This window comes from Erythrobacter sp. JB1-15 (assembly GCF_057365035.1).
The window spans coordinates 1,025,773-1,049,025 of record NZ_CP200295.1 but is presented as its reverse complement, the minus strand read 5'-3'; the positions used below and the strand labels follow the sequence as shown (position 1 = coordinate 1,049,025).

Below are 23,253 nucleotides of genomic sequence, written 5' to 3'. Positions count from 1 at the left end.
CGATGAATATCACACAATTTGGGCGCAAGCTTACACTAGCGGATTGGAGAGGATGCGATGACGCACGCCATGGGGATTTCAGCATTGGGAGAGGTGATGCAGCTCGCCTTTGTGCCCGATGATTTTGACGCGGCAATCGCGCATTGGACGCAGGTGATGGGCGTGGGGCCATTTTTCCTGATGGAGGGCATTCATCTGGACGGCATGACATATAAAGGCGCGCCCACTGATGCGGTGTTCGATCTGGCGCTTGCCTATTGGGGCGATATCCAGATCGAGCTGATCCGCCCGCGCGATAATCACCCCTCAATCTACCGCGGCGAATACGCCGATGTCGGCGGCGGCCTGCACCATGTGTGCATTCTGGTCGATGATATGGAGAAGGCGCGCAAGGTCTGCGCTGATAAAGGCGCCAAGATCGTGATCGAAGGCACTTTGGGCGCGACCAAAGTGATCTATGTCGATCCGGGCGCGGGGCCGGGTTCCTTGGTGGAAATCCTGGAGCAAGACCCCGATGGGCCAGACCTGTTCGGCATGATCAAAGCGGCTGGCGAAAATTGGGACGGATCAGAGCCGCTGAGGACATTGGGATAGCGATAGCGCGCAAAAGCGGAACTTCGGTTTACGACCCAATTGCGGACACGAAATGACCCGCCTGTCCCCAAATTTGGGACAACGGTAGCTCAAAGTTCGATCACTGACATTTGCGCAACCATCCCTTCACCATGTCCGCCGCCCCATCATAGGCAAGCGCAACGGCGGTTTCGCGGCGCAACTGACCATCAAGTGCGAGCGTTCCAATTCCATGTGCAAGCCCCCAAAGCTTCAACGAAGATTGCTCCGCGGAACGTTCTGTCAAATTATACTCTTCGAACAAACTGATGATGAGGCGCAGTAGTGTTTCTGCAGGCGCAGCCATCGCCTTGTGGAGTTCTGGATAGGTGGCTGCATCATTGAATTCTGGCCGTCGCATAAGCCTGTAGAGGTTGGGGTTATCAAGAATGAAGCGAACGTAGTTTGCACCACCTGCAGCTAACGCTTCTCGAACGCTCTTGTTGGCATATTCGCTCTGTACCTTGCTTTCTTGAAGGCGCCTAAAACCTACAGTCGCAACTGCTGCCAGAAGGGCCTCTCGGTCTTTGAAATGATGGTAGGGTGCCATTGGGCTGACACCGACTGTGCGAGCCAACCGGCGCAACGAAAGTGCCGAGACACCCTCGTCTTCAAGCAAGTTAAGCGCAGCGGCGATGATCGCGTCGCGGAGTTCTCCGTGATGATAAGTTCCGGCTTTACTTTTCGTCATTGACGCCAGCTAGCACGCCAACTATGCAGCGTAAACTTTACAATGTAAGGATATGCGTATGATCGTAATGACTGGCGGCTCGCGGGGACTTGGTCTTGTTGCAGCAAAGCAGCTAACAGGCGCTGCGAAGACAAAGATTATGGGAGTAAGAGATCGGGCGACCGACCTTGCTGGTTGGGGTTCACATATGCTTGATCTCGCAAGCCTCTCCTCTGTACGTTCATTTGCATCTGAGCTCCCATTGGAGCCAATCACGCATCTCATACTCAATGCAGGCGGACAGCGGCCCGATGCGGACACGCGAACCATTGATGGGTTCGAAATGACGTTCGCCACCAATCATCTGGCGCATTATTTGTTGCTACGGCTTTTGATGCCGCAACTTGCCGATGGGGCGCGAATAGTCATCACCTCGAGCGGCACACATGACCCACGCGAAAAGACGGGCGTTCCACCACCCCGACATGCAAAGGCAGAATGGCTTGCCCACCCAGACCGTGATCCAAAGCTTGACCAATCGCCTACGGTGGCAGGAATGCGTGCTTACTCATCGTCGAAGCTTTGCAACCTGATGACGGCGCTTTATCTTGCACGCAGCGATTACGCGCAATCGCGAGGCTGGTCTGTATACGCTTATGATCCAGGGCTAACTCCGGGAACTTCTTTGGTGCGCGATCAATCTTTGATTGTTAGAGCACTGGTCTGGCCGCTGTTGCCATTGGTGGTGCCCTTTTCAAAAGGCATGAACTCCATGGCGAACGCTGGACTGGGACTGGCTCAACTTGCGACCAATGCTCAGGCGCCGCAAGACAGAGTGTATGCGGCTCTTCGCAAAGGGGTTTTAACTTGGCCCGATCCATCCCAGATCGCTCAGGACCCAAAGGTCTCAGAAGCACTCTGGGATGACAGTGCAAAACTCGCGGGAGTTGATTGAGCGGTCAAAGAGCCAAACAAACTGCATCATTTTGTTTCTGGAATGAGAATATCCGTTACCACCCTCAAGACTGGCCATACACGACAAGTCTTCATCGCCTAAATCGCGGCCTTGAGACCCTGTCGTTTCGGCCGGATTTGGCGGGAGCCCAGCCTCTTTAAGAACCAGCCTCTTTAAGAACCAGCCCCTTTAAGAACCAGTCTCTTTAAGAACTCGCCCCCAGATACCCCAATTGCCCCGCCTTAAAGATTGTCTGCGCGCGGTTTACGCTGTCGAGTTTCTCACCAGCGCGGTGGATGTGATAGCGGATCGTTGCGTGGCTGCGTTCAAGGATCATGCTGATTTCCCTGTCCGTTTTGCCAATCGCTGCCCAGCGCAGGCATTCCACTTCGCGTTTTGACAGCACGCAATCGGATGGGATGCGGCGTTTGGTCCGGTGCGCTTGAACATAGCCTGCGACAAAGCGGCGCGTGATCTGCGAAAACAACACGCCGTGCGTGGCGAAATCTTCGCTCAGATCCTCTTTTTCGCGGTCCATGCTGATAAAGCTGCTGGCCGAAATCTGGCCGAACGGCAAATGCACCGGGACCACGATCGCCGCTTTGCAAAGCGAGCGTTTCTCAAAATCGTGAAGGTCAATCTCTTCCAGATAGGAATTGCGCCAGCGTGTGTTGAAACCCTGGCTGTTCACCCAGAACGGCTCGCTTTCATAACGGCAGGCGCGCGGCAACGGGGAATGCAGCGCCAGACGGTGATCTTCCCACCAGCGCGCGCCATCATCCAGCCAGTGAAAGATATCGGCATTCAGGATGGTTCCTTCGGCATCGACCATGGGTTCTTTGGAAGAAATGTCATCGCACACCGCAATCTGCATGCCGCGCTGCATCGCGATGTCAGCCAGATTGACCGCTGCATCGTGAATGTCTTCAAGGCACGTAATCGTGACCGTTTCCAGCAAGCGTTCGATCTGGTCGCGCGTCGGAGCGGTTTTGAGCTCTACAACATTATTGGCCATGTGCGGCATCCTCCCTGTATTGGTCCCTCGAATCGCGATACTACTCTATTTTTGGCCAAACGCCTCATACTTTACGTAGGGGAAAATCGCATTGAGGCTGGTTAGGCCAAGCGATCTGAGCGAGGGAGCATAATGCATGTGGCAGGGCGAAAATTTCGGAGTTGCGCTAAAGGCGATTGCCGAAGGCATTGATCCTGCACGCCCGGCGATTGTGCATGGGACAAGAGTGCTCAGCTGGGGCGAATTGGACCGCCAAAGCGACCGTATCGCTGCCGATTTGCGCGCATCAGGGCTGAAACCCGGCGATATTGCGGGCCAGATGCTGCGCAACACGCCTGATTATATACTTGCATATTTCGGCTGCATCAAAGCGGGCGTGTCGCCGGTGAATGTGAATTACCATTACAAAGACCGCGAGCTATCCGACATCTGCCAGCGGTTTGGGATGAAAGCGCTGTTTGTTGAAAGCGATTTCATCAATTCTGCCAAGGCGGCGGCGCATGATGACACGCGCATCGTGGATGTCAGCGGAGCGGATTGGCAGGCCATGCTGGCCAATGATGTGCCTGCGGATTTCGCCATTCATCAAGACGCCAATGCGCTGTTCCTCACCGCAACAGGCGGCACAACGGGCATGCCCAAAGCGGTGATGTGGCCGATGATAGAAGCATGGCAGGCCTTCAGCATATCGGTGTGGCAGCGCGGCATGGGCGAGCCGCCCTTTGTCGCGGCATCTTTGGAAAGCCAGGTGGCCGAGGCGGCAAAGATCAGCCCCGACCACCCCGCCAGCACATCGCCCATGCTGTTGTTAAGCCCGCTTATGCACGGAGCCGGCCAGTTCACCGCCGTCATCCATTTGCTCAAAGGCGGAACGCTGGCGCTGCTGCCGGCGGACAAGTTTGATGCGGATCTGGCGATTGATGAGATTGCGCGGTTGGGCGCACGCGGTGTGTTTATCGTTGGCGATGCCTTTGCTTTGCCTTTGGCGGACCGGATGGATGCGCGCGGCGATGGCGGGGAAAAACTGGCCAGCCTGCGCCAGATCGTGTCATCGGGCGCGGTGTTTTCTGCCGCAGTCAAACAGCGCTTGCTCGGCCATCATGCGCAAATGGTGATTGTCGATGCTTTGGGATCGAGCGAAAGCTCGGGCACAGCCGTCACGATCACCACGGCGGCAGGATCGACAGGGGGCGGTAAGTTTTCCGCGCTGCCGGGGCGTGAGACCAAGCTGTTTGATGCAGACCTTAATGAGATCAAGCCCGGTGACGACGCGATCGGCATTGTCGCGCGCGCCGGGCCATTGCCGCTGGGTTATCTGGGCGAGGATGAAAAGAACGCGGCGACTTTCCCCGTTATTGATGGCGTGCGCTATCTGATGACAGGGGATCAGGCGCGCTGGGCCGAAGACGGCTCGCTCGATTTTCTGGGCCGCGACAATATGTGCATCAACACAGGCGGCGAAAAAGTCTTCCCCGAAGAGGTTGAAGCGGTTTTGATGGAGCATGAAGCGGTCGAAGATGCGCGCGTCGTCAGCCTTCCCGATCCGCGCTTTGGAAGGAAGATTGTGGCGGTTGTGAAGTCGGGCAAAGGGCCCGCGCTGGAACCCGCATTGGACACCTGCGCGCGCGAAGGGCTGGCCGGATACAAGATACCCCGGGTCTATGTGTTTACAAACCAGTCACTCAGGCTGAACAACGGCAAGCCTGATTACAAAACCGCGCAAAAACTGGCGGACGAAGCTGCCGCTTGAATTAAAAGGCCTCGTTTGGCGCAGCCGGTTGGGGTCCTTACTGCGCGCTAGTCTGTGCAATCAGAGCTTTATCCTCATTAGCGCGCTGGATCACATAAGCGCGGATCGCCTCGATCTCTTCTTCGGACATGGACGGGGAAAAGCCTACCATGCCTTGCTCTTTGAGAATGCCTTCAAAGACGACCGCCTTCCAGCTTTGCGCACTGCCCAATGTGCCTGACCGCCGCAGATCGGGCAGTTCGGTAGAGCCAACTGCGCCTGGCGCGTGGCAAACGGCGCAATAGCGCGCATATTTGGCCTTGCCCAATGCAATGGTTTCCTCGCTCGCACGGCTTGGCGGCGGATCAAGCGGCAGGCTGGCAAGGTCGAGTTCGGCTGGAAGCTTTGCCTGACCGCCCAATTTAAAGACCAAAAGGCGCGATACATTGCGCACCGGCCCCTGATCATTGATCATATGGCCATCGGCAGCAAGCGCATAGGCTCCGCCCCATCCGGCCAGAACCGCGATATATTGCTCGCCATCAACCGTATAGGTGATCGGCGGCGCGACTACGCCGGTTTGCGCGCCAAAGCTCCAAAGCTTTTCTCCGGTCCCGGCCTGATAAGCGGCAAACTCGCTTGACGAATTGCCTTGAAACACCAGATTGCCGCCGGTTGCCAGAATGCCGCCGTTCCACGGTCCGGGATGTTCAACCACCCAGCGCTGCTTTTGCGCAACCGGATCCCACGCCATCAGCTTACCTTTCACTGTGCCATAAACCGACTTGCGAAAGCCCAGATCAGGCGGAAGGTCACCCGCGCCCAGATCAAAGCCAACGTTGAAACCGCGTGCGCGGTCGGGTTTCCAATTGGCATCAGGTGCGTAAAGGGAGGCCGCTTCGAAGGCCGGAATATACACAAGGTTTTCACCCGGATGATATGCCATCGGATGCCAGTTATGACCGCCCAGCGGACCGGGCATAACCAAAGCCGGCTTGCCCGTCTTGTCGATGCGTGTCTCTTCGTTAAAGATTGGCCGGCCGTTTTCATCCATCCCTTTGGCCCAGTTTTGCGGGATGTATTCCTGGGCCGAAATGAACTCGCCAGTCTCCCGGTCAAGCACATAGAAGAACCCGTTTTTGGGCGCCTGCATCAAAACTTTGCGGTTTGCGCCCTCGATCTCCATGTCCGCTAGGATGATGTGCTGGGTCGCGGTGTAATCCCAGGTCTCGCCCGGCGTTGTCTGGTAATGCCAGACATATTCGCCCGTTTCCGGCCGGACCGCTACGATGCTGGAGAGGTAGAGGTTGTCGCCTTCGCCTGTGCCGTCTTCGCCCGGTGAACGATAGGCACGGTTCCATGGGGAGCCATTGCCTACACCGAAATAAAGCAGATCGAGATCGGGGTCATAAGCCATCGAATCCCAAACCGTGCCGCCCCCGCCAATCGCATCCGATCCGGCAAGAGCTTCCATATTCCAGGTTTCGGCTGCCGTTTTGAGATGATCGGGCGCGTCATCGCCTTCGGTGCCATCGGGAACGGTGTAGAACCGCCAAATTTCCTCGCCATTATCCGCATCATAAGCAGCGATATATCCGCGAACGCCGAATTCGGCCCCGCCATTGCCGATAATCACCTTGCCATCGATGATGCGCGGTGCGCCGGTGATGGTGTAGCTTTGATCCTGATCGACCGTTACAGTTTCCCATTCAACCGAACCGGTATCACGATCCAGCGCAACAAGCCGGCCATCCAGTGTGCCCAGATACAACCGGTCCCCCCAAGTCGCGAGGCCGCGATTGACTGTGTCACAGCACGCTTTGGCACCCGTTTCTCCGGGCACTTGCGGATCATATTCCCACAACAATTTGCCTGTTGCACCGTCATAGGCTTTCACTTTGCTCCATGCGGTGGAAACGTACAGCTTGCCGTCAATTACCAGCGGCGTCGCTTCTTGTCCGCGCGCGGTGTCCATATCGGCGAACCACTCAAGGCCAAGTTCGCCGACATTACCCGAATTCACTGCATTGAGAGGGGAAAAGCGCTGTTCGTCATAGGTGCGTCCGTGACTGATCCAGTTTGCACTGTCCTGCCCAGCGTTGAGCAATTGCTCTGCGCCTACCCTGTCGCCGCTATTGCTGCCCGGCTCCGTGCCGCAGCCAACCACACCCACTGCCAGCGCCGCAGCCATAGCGACCTTCCAGCCAGCGCCAAAAACCGATCCCGACATTCCCGTTCTCCCCATGCAGCACACTGAACCGGGCGATCCGATTTGTCTATCATGCGAGGCTTCTCAACCTTGTGAGTAAGTGCGCAGCCCATGACACGAAGCCAGAAAGCCGCGAGCTTAGCGCTGCATGGCCTATGTTTTACGCTCCGCCTTATCTTTGGCATTGGTGCCTTTTATCATGGCGCGCATCTGCTCCCATTCGGCATCGCCCAATCCTTCGAGCATGGGGTAGAATGTGCCGCCATTGGCCTGATAGCCCGCACCATCAATCGCCAAAGTCTGCCCGTTCACATATTCAGCGCCCGGCCCCATCAGAAACACCGCCAGATTGCCAAGCTCGTGCATTTCGCCCGCGCGGCCCATCGGGTTGAGATTATTCCCTGAATTGCCTCCCGCGCCGCCGGGATGCAGGCGCGCGCTCATGCCTTTGGTGGGGAAAAGCCCCGGATTGATCGCATTAAAGCGCAAACCATACCGGCCCCATTCGGTCGCCAGGCTCTGCGTCATCGCATTGATCGCGGTTTTCGACATTGCGCTGGGCACCACAAACGCGCTGCCCGACCACACCCAGGTGGTTAGGATCGAAAGAAAGCTCGCTTTCTTTTTCTCAGCGATCAGGCGTTTGCCCACATCAAGCGTCACATAAAACGTGCCGCGCATCACGATGTCGGCGATTGCGTTGAAGCCATTCACCGAAAGGTCTTCTGTGCGGCTGATGAAATTGCCCGCTGCATTGTTGACAACGCCCGTTAATGCGCCGCCATCGGCCCAGATCGCATCGACCATTTCGTGGATCGCTTCCGGGTCGCGAATATCGCAGGCATGGCCGACCATTTTGCCGCCGTGCTTTTCAGTGAGCTCGGTGACGCACTCATCCAGCTTGTTCTGCCGCCGCCCGCAAATATAAACGGCCGCGCCCAGTTTCAGGAACGCCTCGGACATCTCCTTGCCAAGCCCGGTGCCGCCGCCTGTTACAAGAATACGCTGGCCATCCATCAGGCCGTCGCGGAACATCAGCTTTGATACGTCCATACTATCGTTTCTTTCATTTGTGGGAGATCAAAGACCGAGCACGGTCTTTGCGATTATGTTCTTCTGCACTTCATCAGAGCCGCCAAATATCGTCGCGGCGCGGTTGTTCAAATAGCGGCCCATCGCGGTTTGTGCCGCTTCGCTGCCGACAGGTTCGGGCGCTTCATTGCCGTAAAGCGGGCGTTCCAGCGGCAATTGCAGCGCATCCGGGCCGAGCAGTTCCAGCTTTAACGTATCGACCTCTTGCCCGATATTGGAAGCGAGCAATTTGACGAGGGATGTTTGCGGGCCGGGCGATCTGCCCTTGGCCAGCTCTGCCAATATGCGCAGTTCGGTAAATTCGAGCGCCTCGGCTTCCAATCGCGCGCGCGCCAGCCGGTCGCGGAAGCGTGCATCATGCGCCATCGCGCCGTTCACGCCTGACGGTTGAGCTTGCGCCATTTCGGCAAGCTTGTCGATGCTTTGGAGAAGGCGCGGGGCAAAACATGACCCGCCGCGTTCGTTTTCGAGCAGGAATTTGGCAATCGCCCAGCCCTGACCTTCATCGCCGATCCGGTTGTCTGCGCCCGTGCGGGCATCGGAGAAGAACACCTGGTTCACTTCATGATCGCCCGACATCGAATGGATTGGCGTCACTTCAACGCCCGGCTGATCCATCGGGATCAACAAAAATGTGATCCCGGCTTGTTTTTTCACTGTCGTATCGGTGCGCACCAGCGCGAAAATCCAATTGGCGTGATGCGCGTGGGTGGTCCAGATTTTGGAGCCATTGATGACGTATTCGTCGCCATCGAGGCGGGCGGAAGTCTTCAGGCTTGCAAGATCGGAGCCTGAGCCCGGTTCGGAATATCCCTGACACCAGTAATCCTCGCCTGAGAGAATACGCGGCAGAAACCGCGCCTTTTGTTCAGGCGTGCCAAAGGCGCAGATGACCGGGCCAACCAGTTTGAGGCCAAGGATCGAGAGCGATGGTGCGCCTGCGAGCGCGCATTCCTTGTCAAAGATGAACTTTTGAACAGGGCTCCACCCCGTCCCGCCATCCTCTTGCGGCCAAAGCGGCGCGACCCAGCCTTTCTCATTCAGAATACGGTGCCATTCCAGCCCGATATCGGGTTCGACAAACACGCCGGGCGTGCGCCGCGCGCCATCGCGCAGCCGCTGCGGCAATTTGTCGCTGAGAAATTCGCGCACTTCCTCGCGGAAAGTGAGGTCTTCGGGGGAAAATGTCATATCCATAAGCGAGCGTCCCTTATTCGCCTTTTCATGTGCCGTCTCTCATCGCCCATCCGATGGAACGGCGCAGCATGTCGTAATACACATCGTAATTCCACGCGCACATTTCCTTGTGCGGGTAAAAATCCTGCATTCCGGGCAGATCATAATGCCCGCGGCAATGGCCAAGCGTGTTGTATACGATGCGGCCCTTGCCCAGATCGCGGGTGTAGAGGATCGGCACTTTGGTTTCGGGCCAATCGGCCTCTACAAATCCGGTGGCTTCGCCTTCGAATGTCGTCTGCATCAGCGTGTCGATGGGCGCGGTGGTTTTGGAGAGATACAGCTCGTCCACCACTTCGAAATCCTCAATGCCGCGCGTCAGCTCGTGGGTCTTGTTGACCACTTCAACTTCGAACTGGCCAATCGGTGGATGCGCTTTGAACTGGGTGCCCAGCATCTCGAACACATCCGGGCGGTTTTCGGGCGCATCGACAAGGCCTTCCTCGGTAAAGACAAGGATCGAATTGGTGCCATGCAGCGCCAGCCATTTGCCGCCCGCTTCCACCCATGCGCGCACCTGTTTTGCCTGCTGCTCGGTGGGCATCAGATCGCAGGTATAGGTGATAAGGAACCGGCATTGATCGAGCCGCTCCAGCCCCGAATAGTCGGCTGCGACTGTGGTGCGAATGTGCGGGTGTTCGGCCAGCAATTTGAGGATTTCGAGCCGCGGATAATCGATGTCGTGATATTTGCCCGCAGCGATAAAATGCGCATCGATCCGGGTTGCAGGTTGCTCGCTCATATCAGCTCCTGATGCTCCCTCCGCCATCGACAGTGAAATCGACGCCGGTGGTAAAGCTTGCCTCGTCACTGGCGAGGAAGACGACGGCTTTGGCAACCTCTTCGGGTTCGCCGATGCGGTTCATCGGATGGGTTGCGGCAAAATCGCGTTCGATATTGTCCGGTTCATCCGCGCCTGAGAATTTGTAGCGGTCATACATCGGGGTGCGAATTGCGCCGGGATGGACCATATTGGCGCGGATCGGCACGCCGCGTTCGGCGCAATCAAGCGCGACAGAGCGCGTCAGGCCAAGCAGCCCGGCTTTTGATGCTGAATAGGCCGCGACAAAGGCCGCCGCGCGCATCGCGATCATGGAACCGATATTGACAATCGCGCCCGGCTCACCAGCAGCCTCCATCGCCGGAAGAGCTGCACGCATGCCGAAATAGGGCCCGTGCAAATTGATATCGATGGTGCGCTCCCAAGTATCGAGCGGGCCGTCCACCACATTGCCGGGCTCTGAAATACCCGCAATATTGCACAGCACATTGAGCTTGCCGAAATGGTCCTGCGCGGTTTTTACCGCTTCGTGCCACTGGTCCAGATTGCGCACGTCCAGCTCAAATGCGGCTGCATTGCCCCCGAGTTCTTTGGCGAGAGATTGGGCTTTATCGATCTGCACATCGCACAGCAAAACTTTGCCGCCTTCGGCCACGATCATGCGGCCAACGCTCGCTCCGATCCCTTCTGCGCCGCCTGTGACAAGCGCGACCTTACCCGTCATTTTGCCCATATTCTAACGCTCCAATATCGCGACAGCAGAAAGGCCCGGCGCGCCGTAAACGTGGGAATAGCCTGTTTTCGGACCCGTCCCATCGCGCCCCGCCACTTGCCGCTGACCCCCGCGCCCGCGCAATTGTTCGACATTTTCGTAGACCTGTCGAAGGCCCGATGCGCCGATTGGCTCCCCGCATGCCAAACATCCGCCATCGGTGTTGATCGGCAATTTGCCATCCAGATTGGACCACCCATTGGCCAGCCATTCTTCCTGATCGCCATCGGCGCAAAAGCCGTTTTCGGCCATATGCATGATTTCAGCGCCGCTTTCGGTGTCCTGCAATTGCGCAACGTCGATGTCGCCGGGGCCGATGCCTGCGCCTTCGAAAGCGGCTTTCGACGCGAGCACGGTGGGTTTGCCGCCTTCTTTGACCGATACGCCAGCCTGAAACACTTCGAAACTGTCCGGCGGGCGCGTGCGCACCGCGATATGCGCGATTTTTGCCGATTTGCCTGCCTCCAGCGCGCCCATTTCGCGCGCTTTTTTCTCCGATGCTAGGATCAGCGCAACGCCGCCTTCGGCAGGGGCGCAGAACATGAATTTGGTGAGCGGGTCGTTGATCATCGGCGCGTTCATGATCGTTTCCAGATCAATTTCGCTGCGCCGCCAAGCATGCGGCGCTTTGGTGCCATTTTGAAAGGCTTTGACTGCGACCCGGCCCAATGTTTCCCGGCTGATCCCGTGCAGCTGCATGTAACGCTGAATTTTGAGCGCGAAGAACTGCGTCGTCAGCATCATGCCCGTTTGGCCGTACCATTCAGGCAGGCCGTAATCGGATGGCTTTGCATTGAACGCGCCGCGCGGATGTTTGTCGAAACCCACTGCCAGCGCCAGATCATACATGCCGCTTGCAATCGCTTGCTGCGCGGCGACCAATGCGCTGCCGCCTGTCGCGCAGCCATTGGCGACATTGGTAAACGGCAGCGAGGTCAGCCCCAGCTCATTGACCATGATATCGGCATTGCCCGCCGCCGCAGAACCGCCATAAGCGCATTCCATATCGGTCCAATCAAGGCCCGCATCGGCCAATGCCTCGCGAACAGCATAAACGCCCTGTTCGCGGCCCGATCGTTCTTCGGTGCGGCCAAATGGGTGGATGCCGGCGCCGACAATATAGACATTCTGGCTCATGCGGCTTGCTCCTGTGCGCTTGCCACGGGGCGGAAAGCGTAAGTGTCATGGGCGGCGTTAAACGGGACGATGCAAAATTCGAGTGGCATGCCCAGCGTCAGATCGTCCAGCGCGGCATCGACAATGCGCGCCTCGACAATCACTTCGCCGGGCAGCTCAACATAGCCGAGCAGGAAGGGCACAAAATCAGGCGGGCCTTCATCAGGACCGGAGCCGGGGCCTTCATACGGTTCTTTCGGCAAAAAGCCCTGCGTGGTCCACGACCACAAAGTGCCGGTGCGCGAAAGCTTGTAAGGTTCAACGTCTTTCGCGGCATCGCCCTGCGGCATGGGAAAGACTATTTCGCCCGATGGCAGCCGTCCGCCCATCAGATGCGGCTTGGCATCGTCGCTCCAAAGATCGGGATCAATTTTTTCGCCCATCGCCTGCGTCCTCCTCAAGCTGCCACAGCATATTCGGCCAGCACCGTATCGGTGTCGCCAAACATGCGGGCCAGCACCATGACGCGTTTCATCGCATGGCCAATTGCCAGTTCATCGGTGATGCCCATGCCGCCATGCATCTGCACAGCTTCGCGCGCGGTGGCATCAACCTGTTCGCCGATAAAGGCTTTCGCTCCCGCTGCTGCGCGTCCAAATCCTGCCGCATCGGATGGGTCCATCATCGCGGCGCGGTAAAGCATGGAGCGCGACTGTTCGATCCGCGAATAACAATCGACAAGCCGGTGCTGGAGCGCCTGAAAACTTCCAATGGCAACGCCAAATTGCTCGCGCTCTTTCACGTAAGTGAGCGTGTCATCAAGCAATCGCTGGCCAAGCCCGACCATTTCGGCTGCCGCACATAGCCGCGCAGCATCAATGACCTGCGCCAGCGCGCCCGGCGAAAGGTCAAGCCGAGCAGACGGCGCGGCCCGCGTGCATTTTAGCTCGCCTGCAATGCTGCCATCGGTCAGCCTATAGGGGCGAACTTCCACCCCGCCCGCATCGCGCGGGACAAGGAAGCAGGCGGCCTGCCCATCGCATTTGGCAGTCACCAGGAATTGATCGGCCAGCACCGCGCCCATGACGAAGGTTTTCTCCCCCGTCAGCACAAATCCATCTGTGCTGCCTTCGGCCACCATATGCGCAGGATCGATGGAGTACCGTTTGGCCCGTTCTGCCCAGGCAAGAGTGATGATCTGCCCCCCAGACAGCACCGCCTCAAGCGCATCTGCCGCGCCTGCTTTATCGAGCAGCAAGCTGGGCAAAACGCCCAGTTCCAGCCACGGATCGGGGGAATTTGCCGCGCCTACCGCTTCGGCAACCAGCGCCAGATCGGTAGGCGTACCGCCCATGCCGCCCGCTTCCTCGCCTGCCGCAAGCGCAATCAGGCCAAGGTCTGCCAATTGCTGCCAGCGCGCCCGGTCATAACCAGCGGGAGACAAGCGCAATTTGCGCCGCGCTTCCACATCCACAGGCGCACAAAACCGCGACACGCTTTCGCGGAACATGTCCTGTTCTTCGGTAAGGTCAAAATTCACAGCTTTATGCCTTTGCCGTATAAGTGATGGGCAGCTTGATGATGCCGCGCAAAAGGATGTTCTGGAGCACTTCGATCCCGCTCTCATCTGAAATTGCGAAGTTATCGAGCCGTTCAAACAGCTCATCAAATGCAACCAGCATTTCCTTGCGGCTGAGCATATTGCCCACGCACATATGCGGCCCCTTGCCAAAGGCGAGATGCGCGCGCGCATTCTTGCGCCCGGCATCAAAGGCATTGGGGTTTTCGAACTTTTTGGGATCGCGGTTGGCCGCAGCATACCGCAATTGAGCAATGGCGCCTGCGGGGATTTTCGTCCCGCCCAATTCGGTGTCCTGCTTAACGATGCGCCACATGCCCGAGGTGGGCGTTTCGTAGCGCAAAGTTTCCTCGACCATATTCATAATCAGCTTGGGATCGCGCCCGCCCGCTGCCGCTTTGGCTTTGGCCATCTGATCGGGATTGCGGATCAATTGAAGCATGCACCCGGCAAGGGTGGACGTTGTCGTCTCATTTCCCGCAACCATAAACTGCTGCATGATCGACATGATCTCGGCATCGGTAAGCGGCGTTTCCCCTTCGATCCGTGCTTCGACCAGATCGGTCAGCAGATCATCGCCGCCATGCTTGCGCGCCTCGTCGATCTTGCCTTTCATGTAATGCTGATATTCAACGAGGCTGCGCGCGCATTCTTTCTTGCGTTCATGATCGACCATCTGGCTGAACCGGTCGACCGCCGCATCAGACCATTTCTTGACCTGCTCCATATCCTTATCGAGCCCGATCTGGCCCGCAATCATGTGGACAGGCAAAGGAATGGCGAAGTCGGCGACAAAATCGCCGCCGCCTTTTGCTGCCATCTTTTCGATCAGTTCAATCGATTTGGCCCGCATTTCCTCTTCGATGGCGTTCACTCGCTTCATCGAAAACGCGAGATTGACCAGTTTGCGATTGCGCGTGTGGACGGGGTGATCGGCGGTTAGCAGAGTGGGCACATCGTCCCACCCTTCTTTCAGGATGGCCTGAATTTCCTCATCCTGTTCGCGGCCCATCAGGACGGTGAAATCGTTTGAGAATATCTCAGGCTTGCCCGTCGCCTCGCTGCACAGATCGTAATCGTAAACGACGAACGTGTTCATTTCCGCGATGTGTTCGATATCAATCCCGGCATCGTGGATCGCGGTGTAATAATCCCACGGTTCAAGCAGTGTATCGGGCGCAAAGACTGATGTGTCCTTGATCGCTTCAGGCTTGTTCATCGCGGCGGGCTCCCATCCCATAACAATTGCAGCCTTGTTTCTAGCCAAAGGAGCCGCCGCGGCGCGATGCGCGAATGTGTTAGGATTGCAGCTATTGCATCCTCTCAGATTTAAGAGGGAGCAAGATCGCCAAATTCGCGAACAAATTCCGCGCTGTCGAAATAATCGCGCCATTTCGCGATCTTTCCAGCCTCATTAAGCTCAAACACCCCCATCACGCGGATCGTGCGTTTGCGGCCTTTCATTTCGAACCAATCGGTGCGCTCGGTCAGCACAACATTCCCGTTGGCCGCGATATGATGCGTGTCGAACCCGCACGCTTCAACGTCGGGAAATCCGTCCATCTTGGCGCGCACTGCGGCAATGCCATTGACGGTTGAAAGCGGGATATCGGTCCATTCTATGTCGTCGGCCATGAACGAATAGATCTTCTCCAGATCGTATTCGTCCCACGCGGCAATGAAGGCGCCGATGGTTTGGGTGGGTGTCATGGGCTTTCTCCTGAAGTGTATAGAAGGGCATTGGCTAGAATGCGCCGGATATTGGGGTTGGCATAGGTTTGCGGGCCGTCACCAAATTGCAGATAGATAAGCGGTGCTTGCTCAGCGCGGGTCTCCCACCCAATGAGGTTAGAGCCGGGCGGATGGTCCCAGCCATCGCGGCTAAACATTTCGCCAGCAACAGCGCGCGCCGCGGAATAGAAATTGTCACGGGTGAATTCGAAACCTTGCGCGCGGATTATGGGCGTGACGGCACCTTCATCAATGGGGCAAAGGTACAGCTCATCGCAAACGGGAAACTCATGCGGCATGCCCGCTGTGATCGGGTGATCGCATTCGATCTTGGCGGTGTAATCGACATCGTGCCGGTATCCGGAATCGGGAACGGGCGACCCGCGCCATTCGCCCGGCTGATAGAAAAAGCGCCCGCCCAGCCATTCACGCCACCGTGGCCATTCGGACCATCCGGCAATCGCATGGTGCATGGCGACCGCGCCTTTGCCGTGCGCAAATCGGCGGGTGATGGCTTTGCGAAATTCCTGCGAAGGGGCGCGCGAGACTACCGCTCCATCAGCGAAAGTGTACCCACCCATATCGTAAAAGAGCAGCGCATCCGCCTCATCGGCGGCCCCTTCGGCGACCTCATCTTCCGCCTCCGGGTGGATGAGGTGCGTCACGTCCCAATCACCCAGCGAGTGGATCAACTCGCCAAAGGGTTCGGCCTCGTAAGGATGCCCGCCGGACAGGACGAGCAGCCGTTTCATGGCGCGATCTTGAGGATCATTTTGCCCTGGTTCGAGCCTGCGAACAAGCGCATGAAGCTGTCATATGCTCCTTCAAGACCCTCGTCGATGTGCTCTTCGCTGGTGAGCTTGCCCGCTGCGGCCCATTCGCCCATTTTGGCCGCGCCTTCGCCGAAACGCTCGACATAGTCCATGACAAGCAATCCTTGAATGGAAGACCGGGTGACGATGAGATTCCACAGATTGCGCGCGCCCACCGCATCGGTGTTGTATTCGCTGATAAGCCCGCACAGCCCGACGCGGGCGTATAGGTTAAGGTTCATCAGCCCTGCATCAAGGATCGCCCCGCCGACATTTTCGAAAATCACATCGACGCCGTCCGGGCACGCCTCGCCAATGGCTTTGGTCAGCGCTGCCTCATCCTTGCCCTTATAGTCAATCGCCGCATCAAACCCGTATTTGCCCGTTAGCTTGGCGCATTTTTCCGGCCCGCCTGCAATGCCCACCGCGCGGCATCTATGGATTTTCGCAAGCTGCCCCACAAGGCTGCCAACCGCGCCCGCAGCGCCAGTGACCAGAACGGTTTCGCCTTCCTTGGGTTTGCACACTTCGAGAAAGCCGAAATAGGCCGTCATCCCGACCGCGCCAAAGATTGACAGGTAATTGGTGATCTCGGGCACCAGCGAAGGGTCGATCGGCTGAGTAAATCCGCCCGCTTCGTTGACCGAATAATCTTCAAGCGCATTCAGCCCCATGACCCATTGGCCAGGTTCAAAACCATCTGCCTTGCTTTCCTCGACAACGCCGATTGTGCTGGCGCGCATGGGGCTGCCAAGGGGAACAGGCGGCATGTAATTGCCGCCCGCATCCATCCACCCGCGCATGGCCGGATCAAGCGAGGCATAATGATTGCGCACCAGAAATTGCCCATCGGAAAGCTCCGGCGCCGGCTGCACCACCAGCTCAAAATCATCGGGCACAGGTTCCCCATCGGGGCGGCGTTGCAACAGAAAGCGGCGATTGTCTGGCATGAAATTTCCTTAAGCTACCTTCGCAGTTTTACGCGGCGACGAGTTTGACCGGGATCGCGCTTTGAAGCGCTTGACCGGTGATCGGATCGTAGTCTGTCTCATCGCTGGTCAGGCGGTTGGTCGAGGAACCGCGTTCCCGCACATCATCTTTTGATGCATCCGCATCGCCATAAGCATGCGCCATCGAAACAAGGCCCCGGCGCACTTTATCGCTGGGTTTCACAACCCCGTGAATGGTCGCATGGGGCGATGTAATCTCGACAATCGCGTCCTCTTGTAAACCAAGCGCCGCGATATCATCGGGGTGGATGTAAGCGGGATTGGTGGTGGTTTTCGCGCGCAGTTTTTCGAGCGGATGACCAATGGAATTGAACCGGGTCTTGGACCGCCGGCTGATCAGTTTGAAATCAAACCCATCCCTGCTCAGCGGATCAGCAATGTAAGCCGTCAGGCTATCGGGCATCGCGCCTGCGGCCAGGTCAAAACGGTGAAATTCGCTTTCCTCCACCGGAGCAACCACGGGATGCGCGTCTTCATACACCACCGCCGCACCGTCTGCGGCCCGCGCGTCCTTGCGCACGGTGCTGGGCGGTACAAGACACCCTGCTGTCATCAGATCAAGAAAGGTTTCCTTCGATGGCTTTTCATCCATCGGCACGCTCCCGCCTGCCAATTGCATCGTCACGCCCAGATGTTTGGCGAGTGTCCAGAACATTTCGTATTCATCAATCACATCGCCGGGCGCAGGCACCATGGCCTCAGTGTAGCGGGCATAGGCTTCTTCGTGCCACCATTCGGATAGATTGGTGATGTCTTCGCGTTCAAGGCATTGCGACGGGGCAAGCACGACAGTGGCGCGTTTTGCGCTTGCGCTCATCCACGGGTCGATTTGCACGAACAATTCCAGATCATCGAGCGCGCGGACCATCTTTTGCTGATTGGGAAAGCCCACAACCGGATTGCCGCCCACCGATATCAGCGCGCGCACTTGCCCATCGCCGGGGGTCAGGATTTCATCGGCGAGCACATTGCACGGCATTTCAAAACCCAATTGTCCCAGCCCGCGAAAGCGCGATTGTGCCATGCCTTCTGCGCCAAACATCGGGACGGGCGGCGCGACCTGCGCGCGGCGTTCGGGATTGATATTGGTAAAGACACCGGGGATCGCGGCTTTCTCGCCTTCCTGCTTGAACCGGGCGCACACTGTGTTGAGGCACGTAACGAGATATTCGGTCAGCGTCCCATTGCCTGCCATTTCAGGGCCCGTGCCGGTAACAGCGCACCCTTTTGATCCGCCTGCAAACATGCGGGCTGCGGCAATCAATTGATCGCCGTCCACACCCGCCCGTTCTGCGGCGATTTCGGGAGTGAAGGGTTTGACCGCTTTGACCAGTTCATCAAAACCATCGACATGGGCGGCGACGAAATTGCGATCATAAAGACCTTCTTCGATGATCACATTGAGCATGCCGGCAAGCAGCGCCGGATCTTCGCCGGGTTTCACAGGCAGATAGATGTCAGCCAGCCGCGCCACATCGCTTTCGCGCGGGTCTGCGACGATGACTTTCATGCCGCGCTCTTTCGCATCGCGGATGCGGCGCGATGGGCTAAACGGCGGCACTCCGCCCGGCGGGGAATAGTGCGAGACAACAGGATTGTTACCGATCAGCAGCGACACATCGCTTTCGCTGAACGTGTTCATCCCGCCTGCCCATTTGCCATAACGCGCGGTGGTGAACACTTTGGCCGGCTGATCGAGCGTGACTGACGTATAGAAATTGCGCGTCCCGATGGCCTGCGCAAAACTCAGCGATGCCGCCATGGCGGACGAGTTCTGATAGCCGCCCGATCCCATAAACACGGCAACCGAATTGGGGCCGTATTCAGCGATAATGCGCTTAATCTCATCGCCCACATGCGCGAGCGCTGCGGGCATGGGTATTTTCTGAAATTCGCCCGCATCATCGCGCACCAATGAAGAGGTCAGCCGGTGGGATGCATTGTGCGAATCGGGCAGTTCGCGCCCTTTCATGCAGGTGTATCCGCCAAAGGCCGGATCAGCCGGATCGCCGCGCACTTCCAGCACTTTTCCATTCTCAACATCGACTTCCATCGCGCAATTCGCGTGGCAGAACCGGCAGAATGTGCGTTTGGTCTCAATACCCATGACAGTGCTCTCCTCAATCCCCGCAAGAGATTACCACAAGCACCCAGCGCTTCGACTGACACTTTTGCCCGTGGGAAGGGCGAGTTCGCGGCTGCATTACGCTGGGCAAAGGAGAACCTGCGATGACAACCACAACCCGGCAATGGCTTTTGAACGGACACCCGCGTGGGAGAGGCATTGCGCCTGATGATTTCAAGCTGGTGGAAACCGATCTGCCTGCACCCGGCGAAGGCGAGATGCTTTTGAAAACGCAATATCTGGGCTTTGATCCGGCGCAAAAAGGGTGGATGGAAAACATCGCGGATTACGTTGCGCCGATGAATATTGGCGATGTGATGCGCGGCAGCGGCATTTGCGAAGTGACCCAAAGCAATGGCGGCAAATTTGCCGTGGGCGATATCGTCTTTGGCAGCACGGGCTGGGCAGAGCATCTCATCCATGATGGCGAGGGGCTGACCAAGGTGGAAACCGCCTTATCGCCGACTGCCGTCCTGTCCGTGCTGGGGACGACCGGGATGACGGCCTATTGCGGCCTGTTCAAAGTGGGCAAGCCAGTGGCGGGCGATACCGTGCTGGTATCCGGTGCGGCGGGCGCAACCGGATCAATTGTCGGTCAGCTTGCCAAGATTGCAGGGTGCCGCGTGGTCGGCATCGCGGGCGGGCCTGAAAAATGCCAATGGCTGGTCGATAAGGCAGGCTATGACGCGGCGATTGATTACAAAGCGGGCGGGGTCAAAGACCAGATCAAGCAGCATTGCCCGCGCGGCGTTGATGTGATTTTCGACAATGTCGGCGGCTCGATCCTCAACGATATGCTCAGCCAGATTGCAACCGGCGCGCGCGTGGTAATCTGCGGCGGGATCAGCCGGTATGAAACAGGCAGCCTGCCAGCAGGGCCGGAAAATTACTTTAACCTCGTGTTCCGCCGGGCCAGCATGGCGGGCTTTATCGTGATCGACTGGATGAGCGAATTTCCCGGCATCCGCAAACGGCTCGAAGGGTTTATCGAGGACGGGCGGCTGACCTATCAGGAAGACGTGCAATCCGGTTTTGAAAACGCGCCAGACACGTTGCAAAGGCTGTTTTCGGGCAAGAACCGGGGCAAACAATTGCTCAAGCTGTAGTTCCTGTGTGCCCTTCAGAGGGGCGGTAAATCACCGGGCCGGTTCACATTCATCAGCGGCGGCTGGACGGCGACGCGGCGCGCGCCGATCTTATCGGCAAAGCCATAAAGCGCGCGCCCGCCCTGTTCGATAAACTCGGCCAAATCCGCTGTCACGGTCACAGGCCACAGCCCGGCAACCGGCTGCGTATCGACAATCGCAGCGCCGACGCCACCGCCAACGCCGCCGCCAACGTCATTGCCACCGCCGGCCAATTGCAGCGCAAGATCGGCCGGAAGGTTTGGCACATCCACCCCTGCTGAAAGGACATGCGCGAACCCCTTTTCCTCGGCAAAGCAAAGCGCCCCATACAGCCCGCCAAGAGGGCCAAACCCCGCCTCGGGCTTGTCCGGGACGCAGCCATAGCCCGGCTCATCACGGCCGCACACGATCAAGGCGGTGGTCTGCGCGCCCAGCGCATCGGCGACCGCGTCAATCAGGCGAATACCATTGTAGCGGGCATGCGCCTTGTCGCTGCCAAACCGGCGAGCTTGGCCCCCTGCAAGAATGGCCCCGAGAATTAGACCGCTGCTGCTCAGACAAATTGCTCGGTTGGTTTGCCATCGGGGCCGTACACTTCGCCTTCGGCATCGACGCGGTATTTGCGGCTGACGGCGTTTTCGATTCCAAAGCCGCCCAGATGGCCCAGCATTCCCGCATAATGCTTATCTGCAAAATGGCTGGCGAGCGCTTCTTCGCTGACCCATTCTTCAAACACATTGACGCGTTTCGGGTTATTGAGATCCGCGCTCCAATCGTAGTGAATGCAGCCATCCTGCGACAGCGCGCCATCAATAAAGGGCTGCGCGGTTCTCAAAGCTTCATCGCGCTTGTCGGCGGGCAAATCAATCTGCGCGGAAATAACGATTTTGGCCATAATCCTGCGCCCCTTTATGCCGCGTCTGCGGGTTGAAATTCTGCGATGATGGCAAAGGCGCGGTGAGTGAAGTGCCACTGCCCGTCCACTTTAGCGAGGCGATCTGTGTAGAGCCCGCCAATATGCCGGGTGGATCCGTCTTTGCCTTTTAGAATTTCTTGTGTCTGAATGCGCGCATTGGCGGTGTTGCCATCCACTTCAATCGAAGCGGGCACTCCGCAGAAACTGACCGCGTCAAACTGGCTCATCGCGCCGTTCCACAGCGCGACGATTGCCTCGCGCCCCTCTATCAGCTGACCCATGAAATCCCATGTCGCATCCTCAGCCCAGACAGAGCCCCATGTCTCGGCATCCATCCGCACCACGCCGTCGCCATAAATGTCGCTCAATTCGCGGATCGCAAGGCGATCTTCAATCGGTCCTGAAAACATGCGGCCTGCCTCTCTTGATTGTGCCGTTCTTTATTATGCCGTCTTTTATTGTGGCGGGCCAAGCTATCCGCGCGTCCGGTGCTGCGGGCAATGCCCATTTTTGGCAAGGGGGCAAAGGCGGCGCGCCATGATAAGCGGCAAGGTAACACAGGAGAGGATCAATGGGCCAACTGGATGGCAAGACCGCGGTAATTCTGGGCGCTGCAACGCCTGGCAATATGGGGCAAGTGATCGCGCGGCTGTTTGCCGGCGAAGGCGCGAAAGTGATGGTCGCCGGGCGCAAGGAAGAACCTTTGGCAGCGCTCGCCAGCGAAATTGGCGGCGCATATGCCCTGTGCGACATCACCGATCACGCGCAGGTTCACGCCATGGCGGACAAGGCCCGCGATGAATTTGGCCGCGTCGATGCCGCCGTGAATTGCGTGGGCGTTGGGCTGCTGGCAGGCTTGCTGGAAACAACGCAGGAACAGGTCGATATGATCGCAGACTTGCAATTCAAAGGCGTGCACCATTTTCTGCAAGCGTTTGTCAAAACCATGTCAGAGCAGGCGCCCACAGGCGGCTCGATCATTTCGCTGTCATCGGCGACGACCAAGGCGCTGATTAATAACCATGCGCTCTATATCGGCTCCAAACGTGCGGGCGAGGCGATGATTGAATGCGTCGCCAATGATTTTGGCCATTTGGGGATCAAAGCAAACAGCGTCTCCCCCGCTTTCACCGAAAGCCCGATGACCCAGGGCGCGTTCGCAACGCCCGGCATTGTCGATGCGTTTTTGCCGCGTTATCCGCTGGGGCGGCTTAACACATCGCAGGATGTGGCAGAGGCGTGTTTGTGGCTTTCATCCGATGCGGCATTTGTGACCGGCCAGAACATCCAGCCCAATGGCGGGGTGACCATAAGAGGCAATCCGCAGGCAAAGGATATTGAGGCCGCCGTGGGGGCCGCCATGGCAAAGGCTCAGCCGCAAGACGATTAAGTATCGAGCCAGGCCGCTGCGTCCTGAACACTGTCAAATTGCCCCGTATTGTCGCCCCTTTCGGTTACTCGCGCCACTTGCATACGCAGTATGGCGGAGTTCAAAACGAAAGCGACTCTGCGCAGGCCATTGGCAATGCCCCATGCATAGATGTTGGCCGTGTTCTGCGCCCGGTCCTGCGGCATTACGGATGTTTGGGAAAAATCGACCAGCGCATCCCATTCGCCGTCTGCATTGCGCATCCGGTTTACCGCATGTGTCAGCTCTTCAAACAGCTGGGCTGGGTCTTGTTGCATTGGCCCCGAAAAGGCGAGAGTGACCCGGCTTTTCGCCCTGTTGGTTGTTATGGAATACATGTCTGCGGCCCGGTTATTTA

The 23,253-nt window shown here is 57.8% G+C and carries 24 protein-coding genes; 5 read left to right on the top strand and 19 right to left on the bottom strand.

Translation table 11 applies throughout. The annotated features are described in order from the left end of the window. Positions 1-57: 57 nt before the first annotated feature. Positions 58-594, top strand: a complete 537-nt coding sequence (locus tag AC0V6L_RS04995; protein ID WP_486153272.1) for a VOC family protein — start codon at positions 58-60, stop codon at positions 592-594. A 100-nt stretch (positions 595-694) separates the two neighbouring features. On the opposite strand, the gene AC0V6L_RS04990 is transcribed toward AC0V6L_RS04995, so the two are convergent. Further along, complete coding sequence (locus AC0V6L_RS04990; protein ID WP_486153271.1) at positions 695-1,303, bottom strand: TetR/AcrR family transcriptional regulator; 609 nt, start codon at positions 1,301-1,303, stop codon at positions 695-697. Between the two features lie 58 nt (positions 1,304-1,361). Here AC0V6L_RS04990 and AC0V6L_RS04985 point away from each other — a divergent pair, with 58 nt between their 5' ends. Continuing rightward, entirely contained in the window at positions 1,362-2,237 is an 876-nt protein-coding gene (locus tag AC0V6L_RS04985) for an SDR family NAD(P)-dependent oxidoreductase (RefSeq protein WP_486153270.1), read from the top strand. Between the two features lie 205 nt (positions 2,238-2,442). On the opposite strand, the gene AC0V6L_RS04980 is transcribed toward AC0V6L_RS04985, so the two are convergent. Continuing rightward, positions 2,443-3,252, bottom strand: a complete 810-nt coding sequence (locus AC0V6L_RS04980) for a helix-turn-helix transcriptional regulator (protein WP_486153269.1) — start codon at positions 3,250-3,252, stop codon at positions 2,443-2,445. A 136-nt stretch (positions 3,253-3,388) separates the two neighbouring features. Between AC0V6L_RS04980 and AC0V6L_RS04975 the strand changes: the two genes are divergently transcribed. Beyond that, positions 3,389-5,002 (top strand): AMP-binding protein, encoded by a 1,614-nt coding sequence (locus AC0V6L_RS04975; protein ID WP_486153268.1) that lies wholly within the window; start codon positions 3,389-3,391, stop codon positions 5,000-5,002. Positions 5,003-5,039: 37 nt separating this feature from the next. Here the strand turns inward: AC0V6L_RS04975 and AC0V6L_RS04970 are convergent, their stop codons facing one another. The 13 genes from AC0V6L_RS04970 to AC0V6L_RS04910 all read right to left on the bottom strand — a co-directional run bounded on the left by AC0V6L_RS04970 (position 5,040) and on the right by AC0V6L_RS04910 (position 19,426). After that, a complete protein-coding gene (locus AC0V6L_RS04970) occupies positions 5,040-7,211 on the bottom strand; it encodes a PQQ-dependent dehydrogenase, methanol/ethanol family (protein WP_486153267.1) in 2,172 nt (723 codons plus the stop codon). 132 nt (positions 7,212-7,343) lie between these two features. After that, on the bottom strand, positions 7,344-8,243 hold the full coding sequence (locus tag AC0V6L_RS04965; RefSeq protein WP_486153266.1) for an SDR family oxidoreductase: 900 nt from the start codon (positions 8,241-8,243) through the stop codon (positions 7,344-7,346). Between the two features lie 27 nt (positions 8,244-8,270). Continuing rightward, positions 8,271-9,479, bottom strand: a complete 1,209-nt coding sequence (locus tag AC0V6L_RS04960) for an acyl-CoA dehydrogenase family protein (RefSeq protein ID WP_486153265.1) — start codon at positions 9,477-9,479, stop codon at positions 8,271-8,273. Positions 9,480-9,504: 25 nt separating this feature from the next. Continuing rightward, the gene (locus tag AC0V6L_RS04955; protein WP_486153264.1) at positions 9,505-10,260 is read right to left on the bottom strand and encodes a ThuA domain-containing protein; all 756 of its coding nucleotides are present in this window, start codon (positions 10,258-10,260) and stop codon (positions 9,505-9,507) included. A 1-nt stretch (position 10,261) separates the two neighbouring features. Then, positions 10,262-11,032, bottom strand: a complete 771-nt coding sequence (locus AC0V6L_RS04950; RefSeq protein WP_486153263.1) for an SDR family NAD(P)-dependent oxidoreductase — start codon at positions 11,030-11,032, stop codon at positions 10,262-10,264. 3 nt (positions 11,033-11,035) lie between these two features. Beyond that, entirely contained in the window at positions 11,036-12,208 is a 1,173-nt protein-coding gene (locus AC0V6L_RS04945; RefSeq protein WP_486153262.1) for a thiolase family protein, read from the bottom strand. Then, on the bottom strand, positions 12,205-12,630 hold the full coding sequence (locus AC0V6L_RS04940) for a Zn-ribbon domain-containing OB-fold protein (RefSeq protein WP_486153261.1): 426 nt from the start codon (positions 12,628-12,630) through the stop codon (positions 12,205-12,207). Before AC0V6L_RS04940 ends, AC0V6L_RS04945 begins: the two co-directional genes overlap by 4 nt. Positions 12,631-12,644: 14 nt before the next feature. After that, positions 12,645-13,727 carry an acyl-CoA dehydrogenase family protein gene (locus AC0V6L_RS04935; protein ID WP_486153260.1) on the bottom strand — a complete coding sequence of 361 codons (1,083 nt, stop codon included), beginning with the start codon at positions 13,725-13,727 and terminating at the stop codon, positions 12,645-12,647. Between the two features lie 4 nt (positions 13,728-13,731). Further along, positions 13,732-15,006, bottom strand: a complete 1,275-nt coding sequence (locus AC0V6L_RS04930) for a cytochrome P450 (protein WP_486153259.1) — start codon at positions 15,004-15,006, stop codon at positions 13,732-13,734. 89 nt (positions 15,007-15,095) lie between these two features. Next, a complete protein-coding gene (locus AC0V6L_RS04925) occupies positions 15,096-15,476 on the bottom strand; it encodes a limonene-1,2-epoxide hydrolase family protein (protein WP_486153258.1) in 381 nt (126 codons plus the stop codon). Then, complete coding sequence (locus AC0V6L_RS04920) at positions 15,473-16,249, bottom strand: ThuA domain-containing protein (RefSeq protein ID WP_486153257.1); 777 nt, start codon at positions 16,247-16,249, stop codon at positions 15,473-15,475. Before AC0V6L_RS04920 ends, AC0V6L_RS04925 begins: the two co-directional genes overlap by 4 nt. Next, positions 16,246-17,259 carry an NADP-dependent oxidoreductase gene (locus AC0V6L_RS04915; RefSeq protein WP_486153256.1) on the bottom strand — a complete coding sequence of 338 codons (1,014 nt, stop codon included), beginning with the start codon at positions 17,257-17,259 and terminating at the stop codon, positions 16,246-16,248. The genes AC0V6L_RS04920 and AC0V6L_RS04915 overlap by 4 nt, the downstream gene beginning before the upstream one ends. 28 nt (positions 17,260-17,287) lie before the next feature. Beyond that, positions 17,288-19,426 (bottom strand): molybdopterin-containing oxidoreductase family protein, encoded by a 2,139-nt coding sequence (locus AC0V6L_RS04910; protein WP_486153255.1) that lies wholly within the window; start codon positions 19,424-19,426, stop codon positions 17,288-17,290. A 122-nt stretch (positions 19,427-19,548) separates the two neighbouring features. Here AC0V6L_RS04910 and AC0V6L_RS04905 point away from each other — a divergent pair, with 122 nt between their 5' ends. Beyond that, the gene (locus AC0V6L_RS04905; RefSeq protein ID WP_486153254.1) at positions 19,549-20,550 is read left to right on the top strand and encodes an NADP-dependent oxidoreductase; all 1,002 of its coding nucleotides are present in this window, start codon (positions 19,549-19,551) and stop codon (positions 20,548-20,550) included. Positions 20,551-20,564: 14 nt separating this feature from the next. Here AC0V6L_RS04905 and mobA read toward each other — a convergent pair whose 3' ends face one another. The 3 genes from mobA to AC0V6L_RS04890 are packed head-to-tail and all read right to left on the bottom strand — an operon-like array spanning position 20,565 to position 21,897. After that, positions 20,565-21,098 (bottom strand): molybdenum cofactor guanylyltransferase, encoded by a 534-nt coding sequence (gene mobA, locus AC0V6L_RS04900; RefSeq protein ID WP_486155046.1) that lies wholly within the window; start codon positions 21,096-21,098, stop codon positions 20,565-20,567. A 26-nt stretch (positions 21,099-21,124) separates the two neighbouring features. Next, entirely contained in the window at positions 21,125-21,466 is a 342-nt protein-coding gene (locus AC0V6L_RS04895; RefSeq protein WP_486148733.1) for a putative quinol monooxygenase, read from the bottom strand. Between the two features lie 14 nt (positions 21,467-21,480). Further along, entirely contained in the window at positions 21,481-21,897 is a 417-nt protein-coding gene (locus AC0V6L_RS04890) for a nuclear transport factor 2 family protein (protein WP_486153253.1), read from the bottom strand. A 161-nt stretch (positions 21,898-22,058) separates the two neighbouring features. Here AC0V6L_RS04890 and AC0V6L_RS04885 point away from each other — a divergent pair, with 161 nt between their 5' ends. Beyond that, positions 22,059-22,877: an SDR family NAD(P)-dependent oxidoreductase gene (locus AC0V6L_RS04885; protein ID WP_486153252.1), complete on the top strand. Its 819-nt coding sequence runs from the start codon at positions 22,059-22,061 to the stop codon at positions 22,875-22,877. Here the strand turns inward: AC0V6L_RS04885 and AC0V6L_RS04880 are convergent. Further along, positions 22,874-23,233 (bottom strand): hypothetical protein, encoded by a 360-nt coding sequence (locus AC0V6L_RS04880; RefSeq protein WP_486153251.1) that lies wholly within the window; start codon positions 23,231-23,233, stop codon positions 22,874-22,876. The genes AC0V6L_RS04885 and AC0V6L_RS04880 overlap by 4 nt on opposite strands. Between the last annotated feature and the right edge of the window lie 20 nt (positions 23,234-23,253).